At 40.9% G+C, this 19449-nt stretch carries 12 protein-coding genes and 1 tRNA gene; 9 read left to right on the plus strand and 4 right to left on the minus strand.

Annotation, left to right across the window (positions count from 1 at the left end):
• The first annotated feature begins 30 nt into the window (after positions 1-30).
• The 6 genes from E2R65_RS12735 to E2R65_RS12760 all read left to right on the plus strand — a co-directional run bounded on the left by E2R65_RS12735 (position 31) and on the right by E2R65_RS12760 (position 8689).
• On the plus strand, positions 31-1458 hold the full coding sequence (locus E2R65_RS12735) for an L-arabinose isomerase family protein (RefSeq protein ID WP_134336853.1): 1428 nt from the start codon (positions 31-33) through the stop codon (positions 1456-1458).
• Between the two features lie 578 nt (positions 1459-2036).
• The gene (locus E2R65_RS12740) at positions 2037-5081 is read left to right on the plus strand and encodes a SusC/RagA family TonB-linked outer membrane protein (protein WP_158285277.1); all 3045 of its coding nucleotides are present in this window, start codon (positions 2037-2039) and stop codon (positions 5079-5081) included.
• Between the two features lie 30 nt (positions 5082-5111).
• Positions 5112-6593 (plus strand): RagB/SusD family nutrient uptake outer membrane protein, encoded by a 1482-nt coding sequence (locus E2R65_RS12745; protein ID WP_134336855.1) that lies wholly within the window; start codon positions 5112-5114, stop codon positions 6591-6593.
• A gap of 181 nt (positions 6594-6774) precedes the next feature.
• Complete coding sequence (locus tag E2R65_RS12750; RefSeq protein ID WP_134336856.1) at positions 6775-7815, plus strand: sialidase family protein; 1041 nt, start codon at positions 6775-6777, stop codon at positions 7813-7815.
• A gap of 228 nt (positions 7816-8043) precedes the next feature.
• Positions 8044-8117: transfer RNA gene (locus tag E2R65_RS12755), tRNA-Pro, on the plus strand.
• A gap of 254 nt (positions 8118-8371) precedes the next feature.
• Positions 8372-8689, plus strand: a complete 318-nt coding sequence (locus tag E2R65_RS12760; RefSeq protein ID WP_134336857.1) for a hypothetical protein — start codon at positions 8372-8374, stop codon at positions 8687-8689.
• A gap of 9 nt (positions 8690-8698) precedes the next feature.
• On the opposite strand, the gene E2R65_RS12765 is transcribed toward E2R65_RS12760, so the two are convergent.
• Genes E2R65_RS12765 through E2R65_RS12780 form a run of 4 tightly spaced genes read right to left on the minus strand, consistent with a single transcriptional unit; the run spans position 8699 to position 11381 of the window.
• On the minus strand, positions 8699-9352 hold the full coding sequence (locus E2R65_RS12765) for a response regulator transcription factor (protein ID WP_134336858.1): 654 nt from the start codon (positions 9350-9352) through the stop codon (positions 8699-8701).
• Positions 9353-9354: 2 nt separating this feature from the next.
• Positions 9355-10143 carry a sensor histidine kinase gene (locus E2R65_RS12770; protein ID WP_134336859.1) on the minus strand — a complete coding sequence of 263 codons (789 nt, stop codon included), beginning with the start codon at positions 10141-10143 and terminating at the stop codon, positions 9355-9357.
• Entirely contained in the window at positions 10101-10784 is a 684-nt protein-coding gene (locus E2R65_RS12775) for a hypothetical protein (RefSeq protein ID WP_134336860.1), read from the minus strand. Before E2R65_RS12775 ends, E2R65_RS12770 begins: the two co-directional genes overlap by 43 nt.
• A 3-nt stretch (positions 10785-10787) precedes the next feature.
• The gene (locus tag E2R65_RS12780) at positions 10788-11381 is read right to left on the minus strand and encodes a hypothetical protein (protein WP_134336861.1); all 594 of its coding nucleotides are present in this window, start codon (positions 11379-11381) and stop codon (positions 10788-10790) included.
• 296 nt (positions 11382-11677) lie between these two features.
• Between E2R65_RS12780 and E2R65_RS12785 the strand changes: the two genes are divergently transcribed.
• Genes E2R65_RS12785 through E2R65_RS12795 form a run of 3 tightly spaced genes read left to right on the plus strand, consistent with a single transcriptional unit; the run spans position 11678 to position 19436 of the window.
• Complete coding sequence (locus E2R65_RS12785) at positions 11678-12265, plus strand: phage tail protein (RefSeq protein ID WP_204986309.1); 588 nt, start codon at positions 11678-11680, stop codon at positions 12263-12265.
• A 40-nt stretch (positions 12266-12305) separates the two neighbouring features.
• Positions 12306-13229 (plus strand): methionyl-tRNA formyltransferase, encoded by a 924-nt coding sequence (locus tag E2R65_RS12790; RefSeq protein ID WP_134336863.1) that lies wholly within the window; start codon positions 12306-12308, stop codon positions 13227-13229.
• 42 nt (positions 13230-13271) lie between these two features.
• A complete protein-coding gene (locus tag E2R65_RS12795; protein ID WP_134336864.1) occupies positions 13272-19436 on the plus strand; it encodes an MBG domain-containing protein in 6165 nt (2054 codons plus the stop codon).
• Positions 19437-19449 lie beyond the last annotated feature (13 nt).

Consider the following 19449-nt stretch of genomic DNA (forward strand, 5'->3'; position numbering starts at 1 on the left):
GGATCTTTACAAAATATCGAAATTAAATACATGCAGAATACGTTAAAAATTGGATTATTTGGTATTGGACTTGAAGCCTACTGGGAGCAATTTAAAGGATTAAAGGATCGGCTGGAGGGTTACTTGTCTGTTGTTGAAGCGAATATAGCTAAAATTCATCCGGAAATTATAAACCTGGGGCTAATAGATACTCCGGAAAAGGCGTTTGATGCCGGCCGCACTTTTCGTAAAGAAGATGTGGATATTATTTTTTTGTATGTATCAACTTACGCCCTATCTGCAACAGTATTGCCTGTTGTGCAACGCGCTAAGGTGCCGGTAATTATTCTTAACCTGTCGCCCGAAGCAGCAATAGATTATACGGCATTTAATGCGATGAGCAACCGTGCAGAAATGACCGGCGAGTGGTTAGCATTCTGTTCGGCATGCCCGGTACCCGAGCTGGCTAACGTATTTACCCGCACAGGAATAAAATTTCATCAGATAACAGGTGTTTTAAATAATGACCCTGAATGCTGGAATGAAGTGAGCGAATGGGTATCTGCCGCAAAAGTGGCCAATATTATGGCCTATAACCGGCTGGGCTGCATGGGGCATTATTACAGCGGGATGCTTGATATCTATTCGGACCTTACACAGCACTATGCAGTATTTGGCGGGCATATAGAGTTATTGGAGGTAGATGAACTGGCAGCTTTGCGTAAAAATGTATCTGCAACAGAAATAGAGCAAAGGGTACAGGTTTTTAAAAATGAATTTGAGATACAGGATGATTGTACCCAGGAAGAGTTGCAGCGTGCTGCGCGTACATCTGTAGCGCTTGATAAATTGGTGGAAACCCACAAGCTGGGTTCCATGGCATACTACTATAAAGGTACAGGTGATTTTGATAACGAAGATACCATAAGCTCTATAATTTTAGGCAATTCTTTACTTACGGCCAGAGGCATCCCGGTAGCGGGCGAATATGAAATTAAAAATGCACAGGCTATGAAGATAATGGATAGTTTTGGTGCAGGCGGCTCTTTTACAGAATATTATGCGATTGATTTTACCGCAGATGTGGTTTTAATGGGGCATGACGGGCCGGGCCACATTGCCATAGCACAGGGCAAAACCAAAATCAGGCCATTAACGGTGTATCATGGCAAGGTTGGTAAGGGGCTTTCTGTAGAAATGTCGGTAAAGAACGGGCCGGTTACGTTATTGTCTGTAGTGGAACAGGCGGGCGGCAAATTAATGTTGCTGGTGGCAGAAGGGGAGTCTGTTGCGGGGCCTATTTTAGAGATAGGGAATACCAATAGCCGGTACAAATTCCCGATAGGGGCCAGAAACTTTGTTAATAATTGGAACAGCAACGGCCCCGCTCATCATTGTGCCGTTGGGGTAGGGCATATAGGCTCTAAATTGCATAAATTGGGCCAATTACTGGGTATAGAAGTTAAGCAGGTTTGCTAACACACAATTATAAAGATACCAGTACACATAGGTGTTTGCGCCTTTTTAAAAAGGTTTTTTAATACGAAAAGGAGCTATTCTGCATATGGGTAGCTCCTTTTTTATTACCTGTTTTTTGTAAAAATATAACCGTTTGAACAGTTAAATATTTATCAATTTGGATAACATAAATGTCATTTTATATATTCTTTAAGGGAGTATTTATTGGAACTTTACAAGAGATGATTTAATGATCACTTTCTAAATCATCTTATAAACCAATTAGAATTGAATTTCATGCTAATACTTTGCTCTTACACAAGGCAAAGTAACTAACGTATTTAATACTAACCCTTAATGAGTCAATTTGATAAAAAAGTACACTTAAAAAGACCATAGTCGCAGTGCTTTAGAAGCATTGTGATTGTATAAATGTTATTGCACCCACCCAATTGGTGCCGATGCCATTTAGTCAAATCAATTATTAATTAACCTAATTTAACATTATGATTATTTTTACAAATTTAACCTCCCCGAGGGGGGCCTGGCTTCGCCATTTCCTTTTTTTGATGTTATTCCTGTTCTGTTCAACTACAGGAATGAACACAGCCAGGGCAAATGGAAACAATATTAAACAAGCTTTTGAAGTATCCGGTAAAGTAACCGGCGACAACGGAGAAGCCTTAGTAGGCGTAACCGTAAGTGAAAAAGGCACAACCAACGGCGTTGCAACAGATGTAAACGGTAACTTTAAACTTAACGTAAGCAGCGGCAACGCCGTTTTAGTAGTTAAGTACATCGGTTACGTAACTAAAGAAGTGCCCGTAAACAGCACTGCTGTAGTAAATATTAAACTAACTGCCGATTCTAAAGCACTTAATGAAGTAGTGGTGGTGGCTTACGGCTCTCAACGGAAGGCAGATATAACAGGCGCGGTAACCACTATTAAGGCAGCTGACGTTAAAGATCAGCCGGTAACACAATTTACACAAAGCATTCAGGGCCGCACGCCGGGTGTTTTGGTAAATCAAACTACGGGTGTACCGGGGCAGGGGATCTCTATCAGGATACGTGGTGCCGCATCTATTGGTGCAAGCGCCCAGCCTTTATATGTTGTGGATGGTGTGCCATTGGTTAGTGGTATTAATAATTTAAACCCTGCCGAAATAGAATCTTTTACGGTTTTAAAAGATGCCTCATCTACCGCATTATACGGATCAAGGGCTGCAAACGGTGTTATTATTATCACTACTAAAAGCGGCAAACCGGGGCAAAGCAACTTAAGTTTTGATGCTTTTTACGGCATACAGAGCGTACCGCAAAAAGGGCGCCCGGATATGATGAATGCGGAGGAATTTGCGCAGTACGAACAGGATGTTTTTAAAGAGAACGACAGGATAGATCGTTCAAAGGGCGGTGCAGGTATTGCTATGCCGGCAGAATATCAAAATCCATCACAATATGCTGGTAAGGGTACCAATTGGTATAACGTATTACTTCGTAATGCCCCTATACAGAGTTACAATCTTTCGCTTACCAGCGGTACGGAAAAATTAAGAACAGCTGCTACTATTGGTGTGCTTAACCAGGATGGTGTGCTTATTGCATCAAATTACAAACGGTACAGTGCAAGGGTAAACAGCGATTATAAATTTAACGACAAATTATCTATAGGCCTGAATGTAGCCCCGACTTACGAAAAACTTGCAAACGGAAACACGGATGGTAATATTTTTGGCGGTGGTATTCTTCAGAATGCCATAGCCAGTTCGCCTATATCGCCTTACATAAATCCTGATGGCTCGTTGCCGTTAACTTCGCAATCGCCGGGTTTATTTGGTAACCCAAACTGGTACCGGGTTGCAACGGAAGCAAAAAATAATACGCAAAAAGGCCGGCTTTTATCTAACGCATACGCAAACCTCGAAATTATAAAGGGTTTAACTTTTAGGTCGTCCATCAACATCGACTATGTGAATGAGCAGAACCAGCAGTGGAACCCATCAACAACGGGTGGTTTATTTGCCCCTCCGCCAATTACGGCTAATGCAAGCAGCACCAGCAATATTTACTATTCGTGGCTGGCCGAAAATACATTGAACTATAAGCACTCTATAGGTGATCATAATTTTGATGTATTGGTTGGTTACACAGCGCAAAAATACCGTCAGGATTATAACCGCACATCAGGTTTTGGTTTCCCTAACGATGCCATATCATCCTTATCTGCTGCTACGCAGTTTAATCCACCCGTATTTGATATACAGGAATGGTCGTTAGCATCATTTGTTTCCCGCTTAAATTATAACTATAAAAATAGGTACCTGCTTTCGGCATCGTTCAGACGGGATGGGTCATCGCGTTTTGCGCCGAATGCAAAGTATGGTAATTTCCCGGCCATATCAGCCGGATGGAACATTTCTGAAGAAAAGTTCATGTCTGATGTTTCATTCATCTCTAACCTGAAATTACGGGCAGGTTACGGTTTAAACGGTAACTTTAATATCGGCAACTATGGTTATATACCGCGTACACAGATCACTAATTATACCTTTGATGGTAGTTTAACACCTGGTACATCCATATCAAACATCGGTAACAAAGACCTTACCTGGGAAAAATCAAGACAGTTGGATCTTGGTTTGGATTTCAGCGCATTAAATGGCCGGATCTTTTTTACGTATGATTATTTTCATAAGATCACCACTGCAATGTTATATAACGTTGGTGTGCCGCTGGCTTCCGGTTTTTCTTCTATATCTGCTAATGTTGGCAAATTTCAGTTTCACGGGCACGAGTTTTCGATCAATAGCCAAAACCTGGTTGGTAGCCTTAAGTGGTCAACGAATTTCAACATCAGTTTTGTACGGAGTAAGATCCTTGATTTAGGCCCCTATTCCAGAAACCTGCCAAGAGATCCTAATAGCGCCAATATCCAGATGATTGGCCAGCCACTGAGCGTTTTTTATGGCTATAAATTTATCGGTGTGTACAAAGATCAGCAGGATTTTGATAATTCGGCCAAGTATTTAGGTGCAGATTCTAAATCTGATGTGGGGACTGTTAAATATGCTGATATCAATGGCGATGGTGTAATTGATCTGAAAGACCAGACCGTAATTGGTAACCCTAATCCTGATTTTACATATGGTATGACTAATAGCCTGTCTTACAAAAACTTTGATTTCAGCACTACTATATCGGGTGCTTATGGCGGCGATCTTCAAAACCGCACTTTAGAATACATCCAAAATTTGGATGGTGTGTTTAATGTAACCAAAGATGTGGCAAACCGTTGGAAATCGCCTACAGACCCCGGCGACGGCGTACACCCAAGAATTGTAGTAGGTACTGCGTTGGCAAGGTACACCAACTCCCGCTGGGTAAGCGATGCCAGCTACCTTACGGTTAAGAACGTAACATTAGGTTACACTGTACCGATGAATACCAATAATAGGTATATAAAAAGTGTAAGGCTTTATACCAGTGCACAGCAGCTATTTGTATTTACCAAGTACAGCGGTGCCAACCCGGAAGTAAGTGGCAACGAGGGTGGCAGCACACCTTTGGATATTGGTATCGATAATACTTCGTATCCGGTTCCCCGTACCATAAGTTTTGGTGTAAATGTTAATTTAAAATAACAAAGATTTAATCAAATAATTATCATGATTATGAGAGTCAGAATATTAATTACAGCCATAATTGCAGTAGGTTTATCTGCCTGCAAAAAAAGCTTTATAGAGTTGGCCCCTCAAACAGGGGTAACCGAGGTAACCTATTTTAAAACAGCGAGCGATTTTACGCAGGCTGTTGTAGGGGCATATGTACCTTTACGCAATGTGTACAACGATGCCTATGTTATGGGCGAAATGCGGTCAGACAATGCAACGTATTTTGCAAGTCCGGGTTTACAGGGCGGGCAATTTAGCGCTAAGTGGGATATTTCGGGTTTTTTAGATATACCTATAAACATAAATGGCACAAACAAATATGCCAATTGTTATGTAGGTATAGCCAGAACCAATGCTATTTTAGACCGGATAGATAATGCCGATGTAGACGCTACTGTAAAAGCCAATTTAAAAGGGCAGGCGCAGTTTTTGCGCGCCTTTTACTACTTTGAACTGGTGCAGTATTTTGGTGGTGTACCCTTACATTTAAAAGAAGTGGGCTCTAACGCAGAAGCTTATTTGCCGCGTTCGTCGGCTGATGATGTTTATAAACAGATCATAGCTGATGCTACAAGTGCGGCAAGCTTATTGCCTGCACAGCAATCTACAAAGGGTATGGTTACCAAAGGCTCTGCTAAAACCTTACTGGGTTATGTTTATATGACCCAGAAAAAATACCCCGAAGCCGAAGTGGTACTTACAGATGTAACAGGCCTGGGATATAGTTTAGTGGCTAATTATGCAGATATATTTGCTAATAAAAATACACCCGAATCTATTTTTGAGATACAATACCTGGCTGGGCCGCAAGGGCAGCAAAACAACTTTGCATTTCAGTTTGCACCTAACGTTTCGGAAGTTAAGTACATCTTAGGGGTGGCAGGCGATAATAAAACAACAGGTGGCTGGAATAAACCCACACCTGATTTGATTGCCGCCTACGAAAACGGCGATACCCGTAAAGACGCATCCATCGCGTTTAGCTATCAAACAACAGATGCCAGCGGGAACGTGATCACTGTTAATGATACCTACTGTAAAAAATATACGCATCCGCCATATCTGTTTTTTAATAATGCAGGAGATGATTGGTTAGTTTACCGTTATGCCGATGTGTTGCTTTTGCTTGCAGAATGCCTGAATGAAGAAGGTAAATCAACCCAGGCCATACCTTATCTTAACCAGGTAAGGGCACGTGCCGGTTTGGCGGCAACTACGGCATCCGGCCAGGGCGATCTGCGCATTGCTATTGCAAAAGAGCGCCGGGTTGAACTTGCTTTTGAGAATCACCGCTGGTTGGATCTGGTGCGCACCGGCCAGGCTATAAGCGTAATGTCTGCTTTTGGTACAAAAATCAAAACGCAGTTATCCTATCTTCCTGCAAATGCCTACACGGATATCAGCAGCAAAAGATTGATCTTCCCGATACCACAGTCAGAAATTGACATCAACAAGCAATTAACACAAAACCCCGGTTATTAATCAAGCATGTAGCTGTTAAAATGGCATTATTGCCAGCAACCCTGTTAAACTAATGTTTAACAGGGTTTTTTTATTGAGTTTTTTTAATAATAATGGTGTGTGGCTTTGGCATATAATAAAAAAGATGTAACACAAATGCTTTTGTTTTAAATTCAAATGCCAAAGATGTAAGTTAGCCCTTATGTTAAACATAAAAAATTTAGTTTTAAGTATTGCTGTTTTGTTTGTTGCCGTTGCGGCGGGGCTGTCACAAAATATCCGGGTGATCAACCGCGGATATATTTTTGATAAAAGTGATTTCAAGGCATCACACGCATCTACTATTGTTCAATTGAATCATAAAAAGTTTATGGCTGCGTGGTTTGGTGGCGACCACGAAGGTAGTAGCGATGTTTGCATCTGGGCATCGATACTTAAAAACAATAGTTGGGGCAAACCGGTAAAAATTGCCAAAGGCACCACTACGGATAACAAAACATACGCCTGTTGGAACCCCGTGTTATTTAAAGCACACAACGGTAAACTTTATCTTCATTACAAAGTGGGTATAAACCCCAGGGAATGGAAGGCGATGTACAAGGTGTCCGCAGATGAAGGTAAAACATGGTCGGCACTTACGGCATTGCCAGATGGTTTCCTGGGCCCTATAAAAAACAAGCCTGTACAGTTAAAAAACGGTACCATACTGTATCCGTGCAGTGTAGAAAGCATAGATGAAAAAAGCTGGACTATCCATTTAGAAACAACAGACGCAAATATTAAAAACTGGAAAAGGATCAATATCAATTGCGATACTTTCCAGGTAATACAGCCCACCATTTTATTATATCCGCACAACAGGCTGCAACTGCTTGCCCGCAGCAAGCAGAATGTGATTGTGCAAAGCTGGTCGGCTGATGGTGGTAAAAGCTGGTCGAAGGTAACAGCCACATCTATACCTAACCCAAATTCGGGTATTGATGCAGTAACAACTGCAGGCGGGTTGCAATTGCTTGTATATAACCCCTTAACATCCGGCAAAAACTGGTGGGAGGGAAGGTCTGTTTTAAAGTTGGCCTGCTCTCGTGATGGTATAACCTGGAAGGACCTTTTAACCTTTGAGGATCAAAAAACAGGCGAGTTTAGCTATCCGGCAATTATTTATGATAAAGCCGGATTTGTTTATGCTACCTGGACAGATAACCGTAAGAAAATAGCCTACATAAAGCTGGCTGTACAATAGCATACAATATAAATGCCGGAATCACTTACTGATGCGGACATTTACCGGAGATTATATTTATCAATAACTACTATGTACTATTCTGGCTGCTTAAAGCCTTATTTGATGTTAAATAAAAAAATATTTTATGCTAAGTTTTTGCTAATGAATTGGTTAAACAAATGCCTGCAAATTCTTTTAAAAAAAGTTTGCACAGCTATGTAAAAAAGCTACCTTTGCAATCCCAATCGGGATGTAGCGTAGCCCGGTATCGCGCCACATTTGGGATGTGGAGGCCGCAGGTTCGAATCCTGCCATCCCGACAACAAGCGATACCAGATCAAAACCCCTCTGAATTAAACTTCAGAGGGGTTCTTTTTTTTGAAGTGTACGTATTATTGATCGTCCCTAATATTTTTTATATATTAAATATTTTTCAGGCTAATCAAATCAGATATAAGCTAAACATTAATGTTTACAAACCTATTGTGTTAAGCAAATTCCTCGTGCTTAACATAATGATAATATTGAATTAATGTTTATGTAACTTACTTTTGCAAATATCATAAACAGATACATGAAAAATAAACTTAAGCCGCTTATTAAACAAGCAAAAAAAACTGCACAAAAGGCTATTCATCAAACCTTGGTTGCCCAGTTAAAAGAAACAACCGCAAAATTTGGTGCCGCATCTAAAAAATTAGATAAGAAAATAGAGAAAGAGGCTAAAAAGCTGGCCAAAAAATTTGCAAAAGATATTAAGGTAGATGAAGCCGTTTTAGTTAAAGAACCTAAAGCAGCGGATATGCCAAAAGCACCCGAGCCTGTAAAAGCAGAGAAACCGGCGACTGTTAAAACAGTTAAAAAGCCTGTTGCTAAAGTACCTGCATCTTAGTTATCATTCTTAAATCTTAATAAGCTCGTTTTTTAGGGCAGATATTACCAGTCCTGTTCTTGATTTTACCTCAAATTTCTGGAACAGGGCTTCACGATAATTATCTATGGTGTGGGGGCTAAGGTTCATCATATCGGCAATTTGCTTATAGGTAAGATCCGAGCAGCATAGTTCTAAAAACTTCAGTTCGTTGTTGTTTAAGCCGATAGGTGTATTTTTAACAGGGTGGTTGTTTTGGATGTTACGCAGCAGCTTGCCGGATACAAGTTCGTTAATGTAAAATGATTGCGCTGCAATACCCTTGATAGCGCTTACCAGGTCGGCCGCCTTTGATTGTTTAAGCATATAACCCCCGGCCCCGCTTTTAAGCATCCCGATAATAGGTTTATCTTCTTCAAACATGCTTAAGGCAAGTACGTTAACTTGTGGGTGGTTTTCTTTCAGCCAGCGGGTAGTTTCGTATCCATCCATAATGGGCATGGTAATGTCCATTAAAATCACATCTGGTAATGCATTATCGCACAGTTTTTTTATCATATCTGCACCGTTATCCGCATCAAACAAAACATTAATTTCGTTAGATTCGGTTAGCAGATGCGCTAATCCCTGGCGGAACAGCGTGTGGTCGTCTACAATTGCAATGTTTACTTTAGGGGTTTGCATGGTTATTTGTACGGTACGGTTATAGTGATGGTTGTTCCTTTTTCCGGCGAAGATACAATAGCGGCATTACCGTTTATCATTGTACTTCGTTTAATAATATTATGCAGGCCCATGCCTGCTTTTCTGTTTATAATTTCATCTACATTAAAACCTATGCCATTATCGGCTATCATCAGCTTAAAACTGTCAACCGCACCCTCTAAAGTAATGCTAATTTGGGTTGCCTTGGCATGCTGAAGAATGTTGTTAATGATCTCTTGAAACAGGCGGAAAATAATGGTTTCTACGGAACTATCGCCAGTAAAAGGTATATTATTATGCTGCAGGGATATTTTAAACCTGTCTGATCGTTTGAGCCACTCCAGCTCAAATTCTATGGCTGCCCTTAAGCCGCGGCTCACAATTTCCTCGCCATGTAACAAACGCGACAACGCCTTAACTTCTTTGATAGACCGCAGGGTAAGGTCTTCTACCAGGGCTATTTTTTCGGCCGTATTTTGGTTGTCGTTAAGGTTTATCGAACTCAAGGTAATGGTGGTTAAACTAAGCAGCTGGCCAATATTGTCATGCAGGTCATAAGCAACTGTTTTTAAGGTTTGCTCCTGTACCTCCATTTGTGTTCTTAAAAGTTCGGTTTCAAAGTTTTTTTGCAGCATAATAGTTTCCTCCTGATGGCTCTTTTTCCTGCGGTTGTATGATAATACATACAGGATAAGAAATAGCGGCGCAATTAAAAATATGATGGATGTTAACCCAATAAGGGAGATGACTTCCTTTGACGATATCTGCATATGAAAGCGTATGACCAGAAAATGTACAAGATAATATCTAAAATATTGAAAATTACGTACCGTATAGATCTGCTGAAGGTGATACGTTCATACAGCGCCAGATAATCTAAAAAATTATTGCAGGCGGTGCTTCCAAAGTAAAAGAAGAGCGTACCGCTGACCCACCAAAACGGGGCCGAAAAAGTAAGCGGTTCAAAATGTTCGTCCTTAAGTTTAAGGAAGTAAAAGTAAAGGCTGGCCAGCACAAATACTACCGACATAACAGACGCTGTAGTTGACACGAACCTGGAAAAATCATGATAAAGCAGATCTGTTACATACATCACCATAAAAATAGCAACCCAGATATACAGCCACTTTATTTTATAATGGTAACTTTTGTACAGATAAAAAAAGAAATAGCTGGTAAAGCCGCATTCAAAAAGCACATAAACGTTATAAATGCCATAATTTGATACGGCCATAAATTCGCGTATGTAAATACCTGCCAGCTCTGTACAGCAGGTTAGCAGTAAAAAAGGAATAAAGAGTTTCCAGGCAACGCTTTTTTCCCGGTAAAGAAAAATAAGCGCTGCCAGGAAACATAAAAACTCTGATGCTGTGTTAACAGTAACAAATATTTTTAAATTATTTAATATCATTTTTTAAGGAATAAGCAATGCGCCTACGCTGGTGCATTTTACGGGTGGGGGGCAAAGTTCCCCGCGGTTTTCTGGTGGGGCGCCTACAATAAAGCCAAGTGCAGGTTTGTTTGAATTAGCCGGCTTGCTTGTAAAATAGTCGCGGTGAAATTTTTCGTCAACCTTATTGGTACTGTCTTTTGTAGATACCATGATCAGCGTGTTGTAGCCCCAGTACTCGCGTGGCGGTACAATACCGCCAATCATCTTGGCATTGTAGGTTGTATCATATGTAGCCAGGTAAAAACGGATGCCATCGCCACCCTCGCTTTTTATTTTATCGAGCAGGGTTTGCAAGCGCTGGGCACTAAACCAGATACAACGCGTATCCGGCCTTCTTTTGACCAGGTTAACACCTCTTTCTTTATAGGTAGAATCTACCGTACCTGCGCGTTTCTCGTAATTTTTTACATAATTTTTAGCTTGCTCATAACTCAGGCTGTCGTAATTAAACGTTACCGGTTTGGGTTTTTCGGCTAAATCTGCATGTTGGTTTTGGCAGGCGCTAAAGGCAAGTGCCGCTGCGGCAACATAAAACAAGTGTCTTTTTAATTGCATAATAGTCTTTTTTAAGGTTTATCGAAAGTGGCCATTTATGTACAGATATACAAATGTGCCGAGCGCCTTTTTTCCACTTTAAGCTATTTTGAAAAAAGCTGTTTTTACCCTATGCAAATTGTGATTTATAATAGAGATTTGTTAAATAAAGTTTTGCTGTGATAAGGGAATTGATTGGAAAAGGTGATGCATAACGTTTTTATAAATAAATTATTATCGAATAAATTAATATATCTATATTTACTCACTAATAAATAACTAAATTATTAAATCTTAAACCTTATCATTTTTAAATTATGGATCCACTTATTGGGGAAATTAAAATGTTTGCCGGCAACTTTGCACCAAAGGGCTGGGCTCTTTGTAACGGCTCATTAATGTCAATTTCACAAAACAGCGCATTATTTTCAATTTTAGGTACAACGTATGGTGGCGACGGCTCTTCATCCTTTGCACTTCCAAACTTACAGGGCCGTACACCTGTACATGTAGGCCAGGGCCCTGGCTCCTATTATCCATTAGGCGCTGCTGTAGGTACAGAGAACGTAACGATTTTGTCACAGCAAATGCCTTCGCACATCCATGCAGCAACTGCTACTGTTGCCGTTAACGTTAGTATCGATGTAAATACAACTACTCCTAATCAAGGTTTGGCAGCAGGTAATTATATTGGTTATAATGCCAATCCCGAGGATGGTACACCTCTTCCATTTTATTCAGATGCCCCAACGGCAAATTCTCAGTTAAAGGGTGTAACAGCTACCGGTACATCTGCAGTTACAGTTGCCGCTGCAGGTGGTAACTCACCATTAAACATTGTACAGCCTGTTTTAGCTGTAAACTTTATTATCGCTACTGAAGGGATCTATCCTTCAAGGCCATAATTATCATGCATTACAATTATAAGAATTTGGCGATGAGCTAATGAAAATTGGAATTGTGTCAAATTCTAAAATATGCATACCCCTGCTTGGATACTTAAGCAATATACAAGCAGGGGTTACATTATATTTTGCCAAATCAGCTCAATCAGATATAAGCGAACATGATCTGGCTGGTTTTTGCAGTACTAACGGAATTGCATTTTACGCAGAAAATAATAGAGCTGAACTTTACAACTGGCAGCAAGTGCATCAGCCCGATATAATATTTGTTACAGGATATGCTCACAAAATAGATGTTTTACAACTATTGGGAGTGCCAATGGGCATATATAACATACATTACGGCAGCTTGCCGCAATACAGGGGACCGGCACCAGTTTTTTGGCAATTAAAAAACGGCGAAGCGCAGCTTGGATTATCCATACATGTGTTAACAGATAAGTTTGATGCCGGCACGGTGGTTTGGGAACAAAGCATTAAAAATGAAGAATACCATAATTATAGTTATATAAATCAATTATTTAGCGAGTTACAGGTTAGGGGAGTTGCAGAAATTATTGCAAAACTCAGCCAAAAGCAGCCATTACTTAATAAAGAACAAAACCTAACGCACACAAATTATTACAAAAAGCCGCAACTGGCTGATGTGATAATTAATTGGGGAAAAATGCCCGCAAAACAAATATTAGACCTGATCAAAGCATGCACGCCCTGGAACAACGGCGCCGGCACACTGATAAATGGTTTTGAATTTAAAATATTGGATGCACAGCTTGCTACAGAAGATAACGTAAGCCAAACACCCGGAACAATCATCGTTTTAGATAATAGTTTTAAGGTTGCATGCCTGAATGGAGCAATCCTGAATATTAAATACTTTAATATTAATAATACCTGTGTGCCTGCCCGGTATGCCGGTTTTTATGGTTTAAAAACGGGGCAAATATTTTCCAGTGAATTATAGTGGCCATAGCCAACAATATATCTGTTTTTTAATAAAAAAATTATGAATAAACTTTTACTTCTGTTACAAAAAAGAAAGAACTTAAGTTCTTTAATTGCTGTGTTGCTTTTTTTAATATTGGGTACAGCAAGCCAAAGCCAGGCACAGGTTTATTATGTTACCCAGGATGGTGTTAACACCACTAAAGATGTAAACGATGCCATTCGCAGAATGGATTACACCGGCGCTAATATTACAACTATTGCCTCTAATATTGCCTACTTACCGGGCTTGGTAACCTTGGATCTTGCCGGTAACCGTGTATTTCATTATGAAGGTATTAACCTGGCGGGTACAGCACAAGACAGGTCTATTAAAGTAAGGAATGCCACTACCGGTAGCCTTATCAATTCTATACCGGTACCCTATAGTGTTAATGATATCAAATATGATGCGGCTACCGATTATCTTTATTTTATAACTACAAATGCAGGCGTAAGCACAGGTGTTGAAGATGCGCTTTACAAGTGTAAACCAACCGACTCCGCCCCAACGCTTATCGCTTCATCTATAACCACATCACCTTTAAGGTTAGCCCTTGATATACCAAATAGCCGCGTATTTATATGGGAAAGTGTACCAGCCAACCGGGGTATTAAAGTGTTTAGTTTAAGTTCTAACACTATTACTTCGTCTATTACGGCACAGGCGGGCACAATCAGTTCAATGGATTATGACCCTGTTGCAGGTTCTATTTATTATCTTACAAATGATGGCTCTGCAAGCAGCCTGGGTGCTACAGATGCATTATATAAGATAGACCCCGACGGCAACAACTCCGTAACAATAAAATCGTCACTTACCACATCGCCGGTTGCTATGGGCCTTGATGCAGGTAATAACCGCGCATATATTTACGAGGGTTTAGCAGCATCCAGGGCTATCAAAACAGTTAATTTAACTACCGGCGATGTAGCGCAGATTGTAGATCTTACCAGCCAGCCTGCCGGGGTTGGGGTAAATAGCTTTGGTGTACCATTAAGGGCAGTATTATCTACCTCTGTTGTTACTGTAGCATCCACATCTGCAACATTAGGGGGTAATGTTACACGCAGCGATGTTACCGTTACCGAACGTGGTGTAGTTTACAGCAGTACAAATTCATTACCAACAACAAACGATTCAAAAGCCGTAAACGGAAGCGGAACAGGTGCTTTTTCAGCAACTATTACCGGCCTTAGCCCGGTTACACCTTACAACGTTAGGGCTTATGCAATTAGTGGCGCAGGTATATCTTACGGTGCTGTAAGATATTTTATAACTTCTTCAAATGATGCCACATTATCGGGTTTGTCATTAAGTTCGGGCACACTAAATCCGTCTTTTTCGGGTTCAGTTATCAGTTACAGCGCCGGTGTTACTAACTCGGTTACATCAATTACAGTAACACCAACCCTTAACCAAAGCGGGGCTACTGTAAAGGTTAATGGTTCAACAGTTGCATCGGGTTCAGCATCTGGTAATATTAGTTTAAATGCCGGCGACAATGTTATTACTACTGTTGTAACAGCACAGGATGGTACAACAACAAAAACTTATACAATAACTGTTACAAGGGATAAAGCACCGCAAACCATTAATTTTGCTGCAACAGCTACAAAAACATATGGTGATGCAGATTATGCCCCAGGTGCAACTTCCAGCAGAGGATTAGCTATTACTTACAGTAGTGATAATGCAGCAGTAGCAACTATTGTAAACAACCTGGTGCACATTGTTGGCGCAGGTACTGCTAATATTACAGCCTCACAAGCCGGTAATGCCAGTACTTTAGCCGCTGCAAATGTTACACAAGTGCTAACAGTTAATCAAAAAGCTCTTACCATAACGGCTAATCCATCAACAAAAGTGTATGGCGATAATGAGCCGGCTTTTACTTACACCACAACAGGATTAGTAACCGGCGATTCACCTACAGGTGCTTTAAGCAGAAATACCTCTGGTATCAATAACAACATTATAGGTAACTACCCTATAACCCTGGGCACGTTATCCTTTGGTAACAATTACAATGTTACTTATGTAAGTGCAAATTTAACAATCACCAAAAGGCCAGTAACTCTTAGAATTGCAGACCGCACTAAAGTATATGGCGACACAGATCCGAATTTAAATTCTTTTGCTTTTGCAAGTGGCAGCGTTGCCCCGGGCTTAACACTTGGTACTACAGGGATATTTACCCGTGTGCAGGGAGAAAACGTTGGTACCTACAGCATTAATGGACTTGGCGACAAGCGCATTATAGGTAACGACTACCAATCAGCTAATGATAATTATACGATTACGTTAATACCGGGTACATTAACAATTACCCCCAAGGCTGTAACTGTAACCGCAACCGGAATAACCAAAAGTTACGGTGATGCAGACCCTGCTTTAACTTATACCAATACCGAACTTGGATTTAGCGATACATTTACAGGCAGCCTGACCAGGGCAACCGGCGAAACAGTAGGTACCTATGCCATCAGCCAGGGTTCATTAGCTTTAAGCAATAACTATACCTTGTCTTTTACGGGCAGCAATCTTACCATCAACAAAAAAATAATTAATGTTACAGCCACTGCATTAACCAAAAGCTATGGCGACCCTAACCCGGCCCTTACTTATACAGCAGATGCTTTAGCTTTTAGCGATAGTTTTACCGGTAGTTTAACACGCGTAGCCGGCGAAACACCGGGTAATTATGCCATTAGCCAGGGCTCGTTAGCGTTAAATAGCAATTACACTTTAAATTACACCGGCGCTAACTTAACCATTGGTGCAAAGATTATAAATGTAACTGCGGCAGCAGCCAGCAAAACCTACGGAGAAGCCGACCCGGCGCTTACCTATACGGCAGATGCATTGCTTAACGGCGATTCTTTTACCGGTGCTATATCACGTACGCCTGGCGAAACTGCAGGTAATTATGCCATTACACAGGGCACACTTGCTTTAAACAGTAATTATGCAATTAATTATACAGGTGCAAACCTAACCATTCGCAAGCTTGATATTAGTGTTAATGTTTACGAGCATAATGTGCCTTATGGCGACCCGGAAGCATCTGTGCTTGGTTACTCTTATAGTGGTACACTTGTAAGCGGCGACGCATTTACCGGCATGTTAAGCCGCCAGCCGGGCAATGCAATTGGTACCTACGCCATTACGCAGAATACGCTAACCTTATCTAACAGCGCAAGCTATAATCTTATTTATAATGGTGCTAATTATAACATTATACCAAGGCCTATTACGTTGTCGTCTGTTTTTGCAACCAAAATTTATGGTGAAGCAGACCCGTCGCTTGCTTACCGCATCATATCCGGATCATTGTTAAGCGGCGATGCAATTACCGGCTCGGTGGTTCGCGTTGCTGGTGAAAATTCCGGGCCGTATGCGGTAAACCAGGGCACAGTAGCAATAAACAACACTAACTATGCCTTAACTTACCAGCCGGGTAGCTTTGAAATTGACAGGGCGCCGTTAACCGTTACTGCCGATAACAAAACAAAGTTGGCCGGCGAAGCAAACCCAGCTTTTACCTATACGATTACAGGCTTCAAGAACAACGAAACAGAGGCAGTATTTTTACAGCCGGTTGATGTAACAACTTTTGCTAATATTAATTCACCGGCAGGTACTTACAATATCAGCCCTTATAACGCTATTGCACTAAACTATGATATTAGCTTTGTAGCGGGTACGTTAACAGTAAGGGATGCTTCAACCAATGCCAACCTTGCATCATTATCTGTTGCAGAAGGAACTATCGCACCATCTTTTGATCCTGCGGTTACTTCTTACTCGCTGGCGGTAGGCGAACAGGTTAACACGGTTAATATAACAGCCTCACTTGCTGATGCAAATGCCAAACTATTCAGGATATATGGTACCAATGCCACATCAGGCCAGGCAATGTCTGTACCTGTATCCGGTGGTGATAATCAAATATCAATATTGGTGATAGCAGAAGATAATTCAACTTCTAAAGAATATCTTGTTAATATCAGCAAACCATACAACACAGATGCAACACTTTCTGCCTTGAATGTTACAGGCGGCACAGCCTTATCACCTGCTTTTGACCCTGCAAAATATAATTATACGGTAACCGTACCAAACCAAGCTACTTCTATACAAATAGCCCCGGTTGCAAACTCGCAGTATGGCTTCATACAAATAAACGGCGAATCATACGAGGGGAATTATAGCCCAACACTGGCGGCCGGTAATAACGTATTTACAATTGTAGTAGCCGCACAAGACAGGTCAGTTACACAAACCTACACTTTAACAGTTGTACGTGCTAATAGTACAAACAGTACCCTGGCTGCATTAAGCGCCAACCCGGGTACAACCCTAAGCCCTGTTTTTGATGCAGCAACCTCTAACTATACGGTTAAAATTAACGAGGGCGAGCCTTCAATAAAAGTTATAGCAACAGCAGCAGATGCCGGTGCTACTATCAAAATTAATGATGCAGTTGTTGCTTCTGGTGCAACTTATACTCAAGCATTCAGTTCGGCAAACATTACCGTAAATGTATTGGTAACTGCGGCTGATGGTGTAACAACCAGTAGTTACGCCATCACGGCAACGCATGTGTCGGGCAACGCTATCATTTCACGAATTGATACCGACCTGCCAAATAAAATAAAAGCAGTAAGCAATACTGCAAGCCTTGCCGAATACACAGCCACTGTAGGCAGCGAAGTAACAAGCTTTAGCATTAAGCCAGAACTAAGTGATCCGCAAGCTACAATAACAATTAACGGCGTATCTGCATCAAATATGGTGTATTCTGCACCGGTACCGGTTAGCGCTGGCGTTAATGTGGTAGACGTTGTAGCAACAGCAAAAAATGGCCTGGCATCTAAAGTTTACAGGATCCGTGTTACTAAAATTGTTTCAAGTAATCCGGCATTATCTGCCATTGAAACCAGCCCTAACATTGCTCTTAAATTGCAAAGCAGTAATTCTAATCTGTCAACTTACCGGTCAACAGTAGGTATTAACGTAAATAGTTTTTCAATTAAACCAACTGCTGCCAACATACACGCTACTATATCCATAAACGGTTCACCGGCAACCAACGGCGTATTCTCTGGTCAGATACCGGTAAATGTAGGCCTCAATATGATAGATGTTGTGGTAACGGCAGAGGATGGTGTAGCTGTTAAAACATACAGGCTTTTTGTTACTAAAGTGCTGTCAAATAACGCCTTATTGTCAACCATTGCAACCAACCCTTCTTTGAAGCTTAAAATGCAGAACAATACTGCAACACTGACAGAATATACAGCAGCAGTAGGCGCTAACATCAGCAACATAAATGTTATCCCAACTACTAATGATATCAACGCTACTGTAACTGTAAATGGCGTATCCACAGCAAGCGGGGCCGATTCGGCACCGGTAGCTATTAACGTTGGTTTAAACACGATTGATGTAGTAGTAACTGCTGCAGATAATACTACGGTTAAAACCTACAGATTGCTGATAACCAAAACGATTTCAAATAATGCGTTATTATCAAGTATAACCACAAATCCTGATGTATCGTTAAAGTTGGTAAGTAATAGCACCACACTATCAGAATACACGGCTATATTAAATAATAGCATCACAAGTATTGCTTTTAAAGGATTGTTAAATTATTCAAACGCATCATTAACACTTAACGGAGAGCCCGTGGCAAATAACACGTTTTCGAGCCCTGTGCCTATGGCGGTTGGAAGCAACTTTGTTGAAATGGTTGTATTGGCGGAAGACGGCGTAACATCTAAAACCTACAGAATAACCTTAACCAGGCAAATGGGTACTTTAATGGTTGATAGAAATGATAGCAAGTTCCTTTTTGCTAACAAATCTGCCAATAGTTTAGCGCCGGCAAATAATGATGGAGTTGTAGTACGCCAGGGGGTGTCGCCAAACGGAGATGGCTCGAACGACTTCCTGGTGATAGAAGGTATTGCTGCTTACAGCGGTAATAAAGTATCCATCATGAATACTAACGGTAGCTTGGTTTATGAAACCAAAGAGTATGGCAATAACGGAAACGTATTTGACGGACATGCCAAAAACGGATCTTTGTTAAAACCGGGCACTTATTTCTACGCGCTTGATTACAAAGTGGGCCAGGAAAATAAACGCAAAACCGGTTATATCGTATTGAAATATTAGTTATAATTGAAGG

Source organism: Mucilaginibacter phyllosphaerae, assembly GCF_004378255.1.
In the GTDB taxonomy this organism is placed as follows: Bacteria; Bacteroidota; Bacteroidia; order Sphingobacteriales; family Sphingobacteriaceae; genus Mucilaginibacter; species Mucilaginibacter phyllosphaerae.

Excerpts from the sequence above, each read along its gene's own strand:
- E2R65_RS12750 (WP_134336856.1), top strand. The coding sequence starts at position 6,775 with ATGTTAAACATAAAAAATTTAGTTTTAAGTATTGCTGTTTTGTTTGTT.
- E2R65_RS12775 (WP_134336860.1), bottom strand. The coding sequence starts at position 10,784 with ATGATATTAAATAATTTAAAAATATTTGTTACTGTTAACACAGCATCA.
- E2R65_RS12795 (WP_134336864.1), top strand. The coding sequence starts at position 13,272 with ATGAATAAACTTTTACTTCTGTTACAAAAAAGAAAGAACTTAAGTTCT.
- E2R65_RS12780 (WP_134336861.1), bottom strand. The coding sequence starts at position 11,381 with ATGCAATTAAAAAGACACTTGTTTTATGTTGCCGCAGCGGCACTTGCC.
- E2R65_RS12770 (WP_134336859.1), bottom strand. The coding sequence starts at position 10,143 with ATGCAGATATCGTCAAAGGAAGTCATCTCCCTTATTGGGTTAACATCC.
- E2R65_RS12740 (WP_158285277.1), top strand. The coding sequence starts at position 2,037 with ATGAACACAGCCAGGGCAAATGGAAACAATATTAAACAAGCTTTTGAA.
- E2R65_RS12735 (WP_134336853.1), top strand. The coding sequence starts at position 31 with ATGCAGAATACGTTAAAAATTGGATTATTTGGTATTGGACTTGAAGCC.
- E2R65_RS12785 (WP_204986309.1), top strand. The coding sequence starts at position 11,678 with ATGGATCCACTTATTGGGGAAATTAAAATGTTTGCCGGCAACTTTGCA.
- E2R65_RS12745 (WP_134336855.1), top strand. The coding sequence starts at position 5,112 with ATGAGAGTCAGAATATTAATTACAGCCATAATTGCAGTAGGTTTATCT.
- E2R65_RS12765 (WP_134336858.1), bottom strand. The coding sequence starts at position 9,352 with ATGCAAACCCCTAAAGTAAACATTGCAATTGTAGACGACCACACGCTG.
- E2R65_RS12790 (WP_134336863.1), top strand. The coding sequence starts at position 12,306 with ATGAAAATTGGAATTGTGTCAAATTCTAAAATATGCATACCCCTGCTT.
- E2R65_RS12760 (WP_134336857.1), top strand. The coding sequence starts at position 8,372 with ATGAAAAATAAACTTAAGCCGCTTATTAAACAAGCAAAAAAAACTGCA.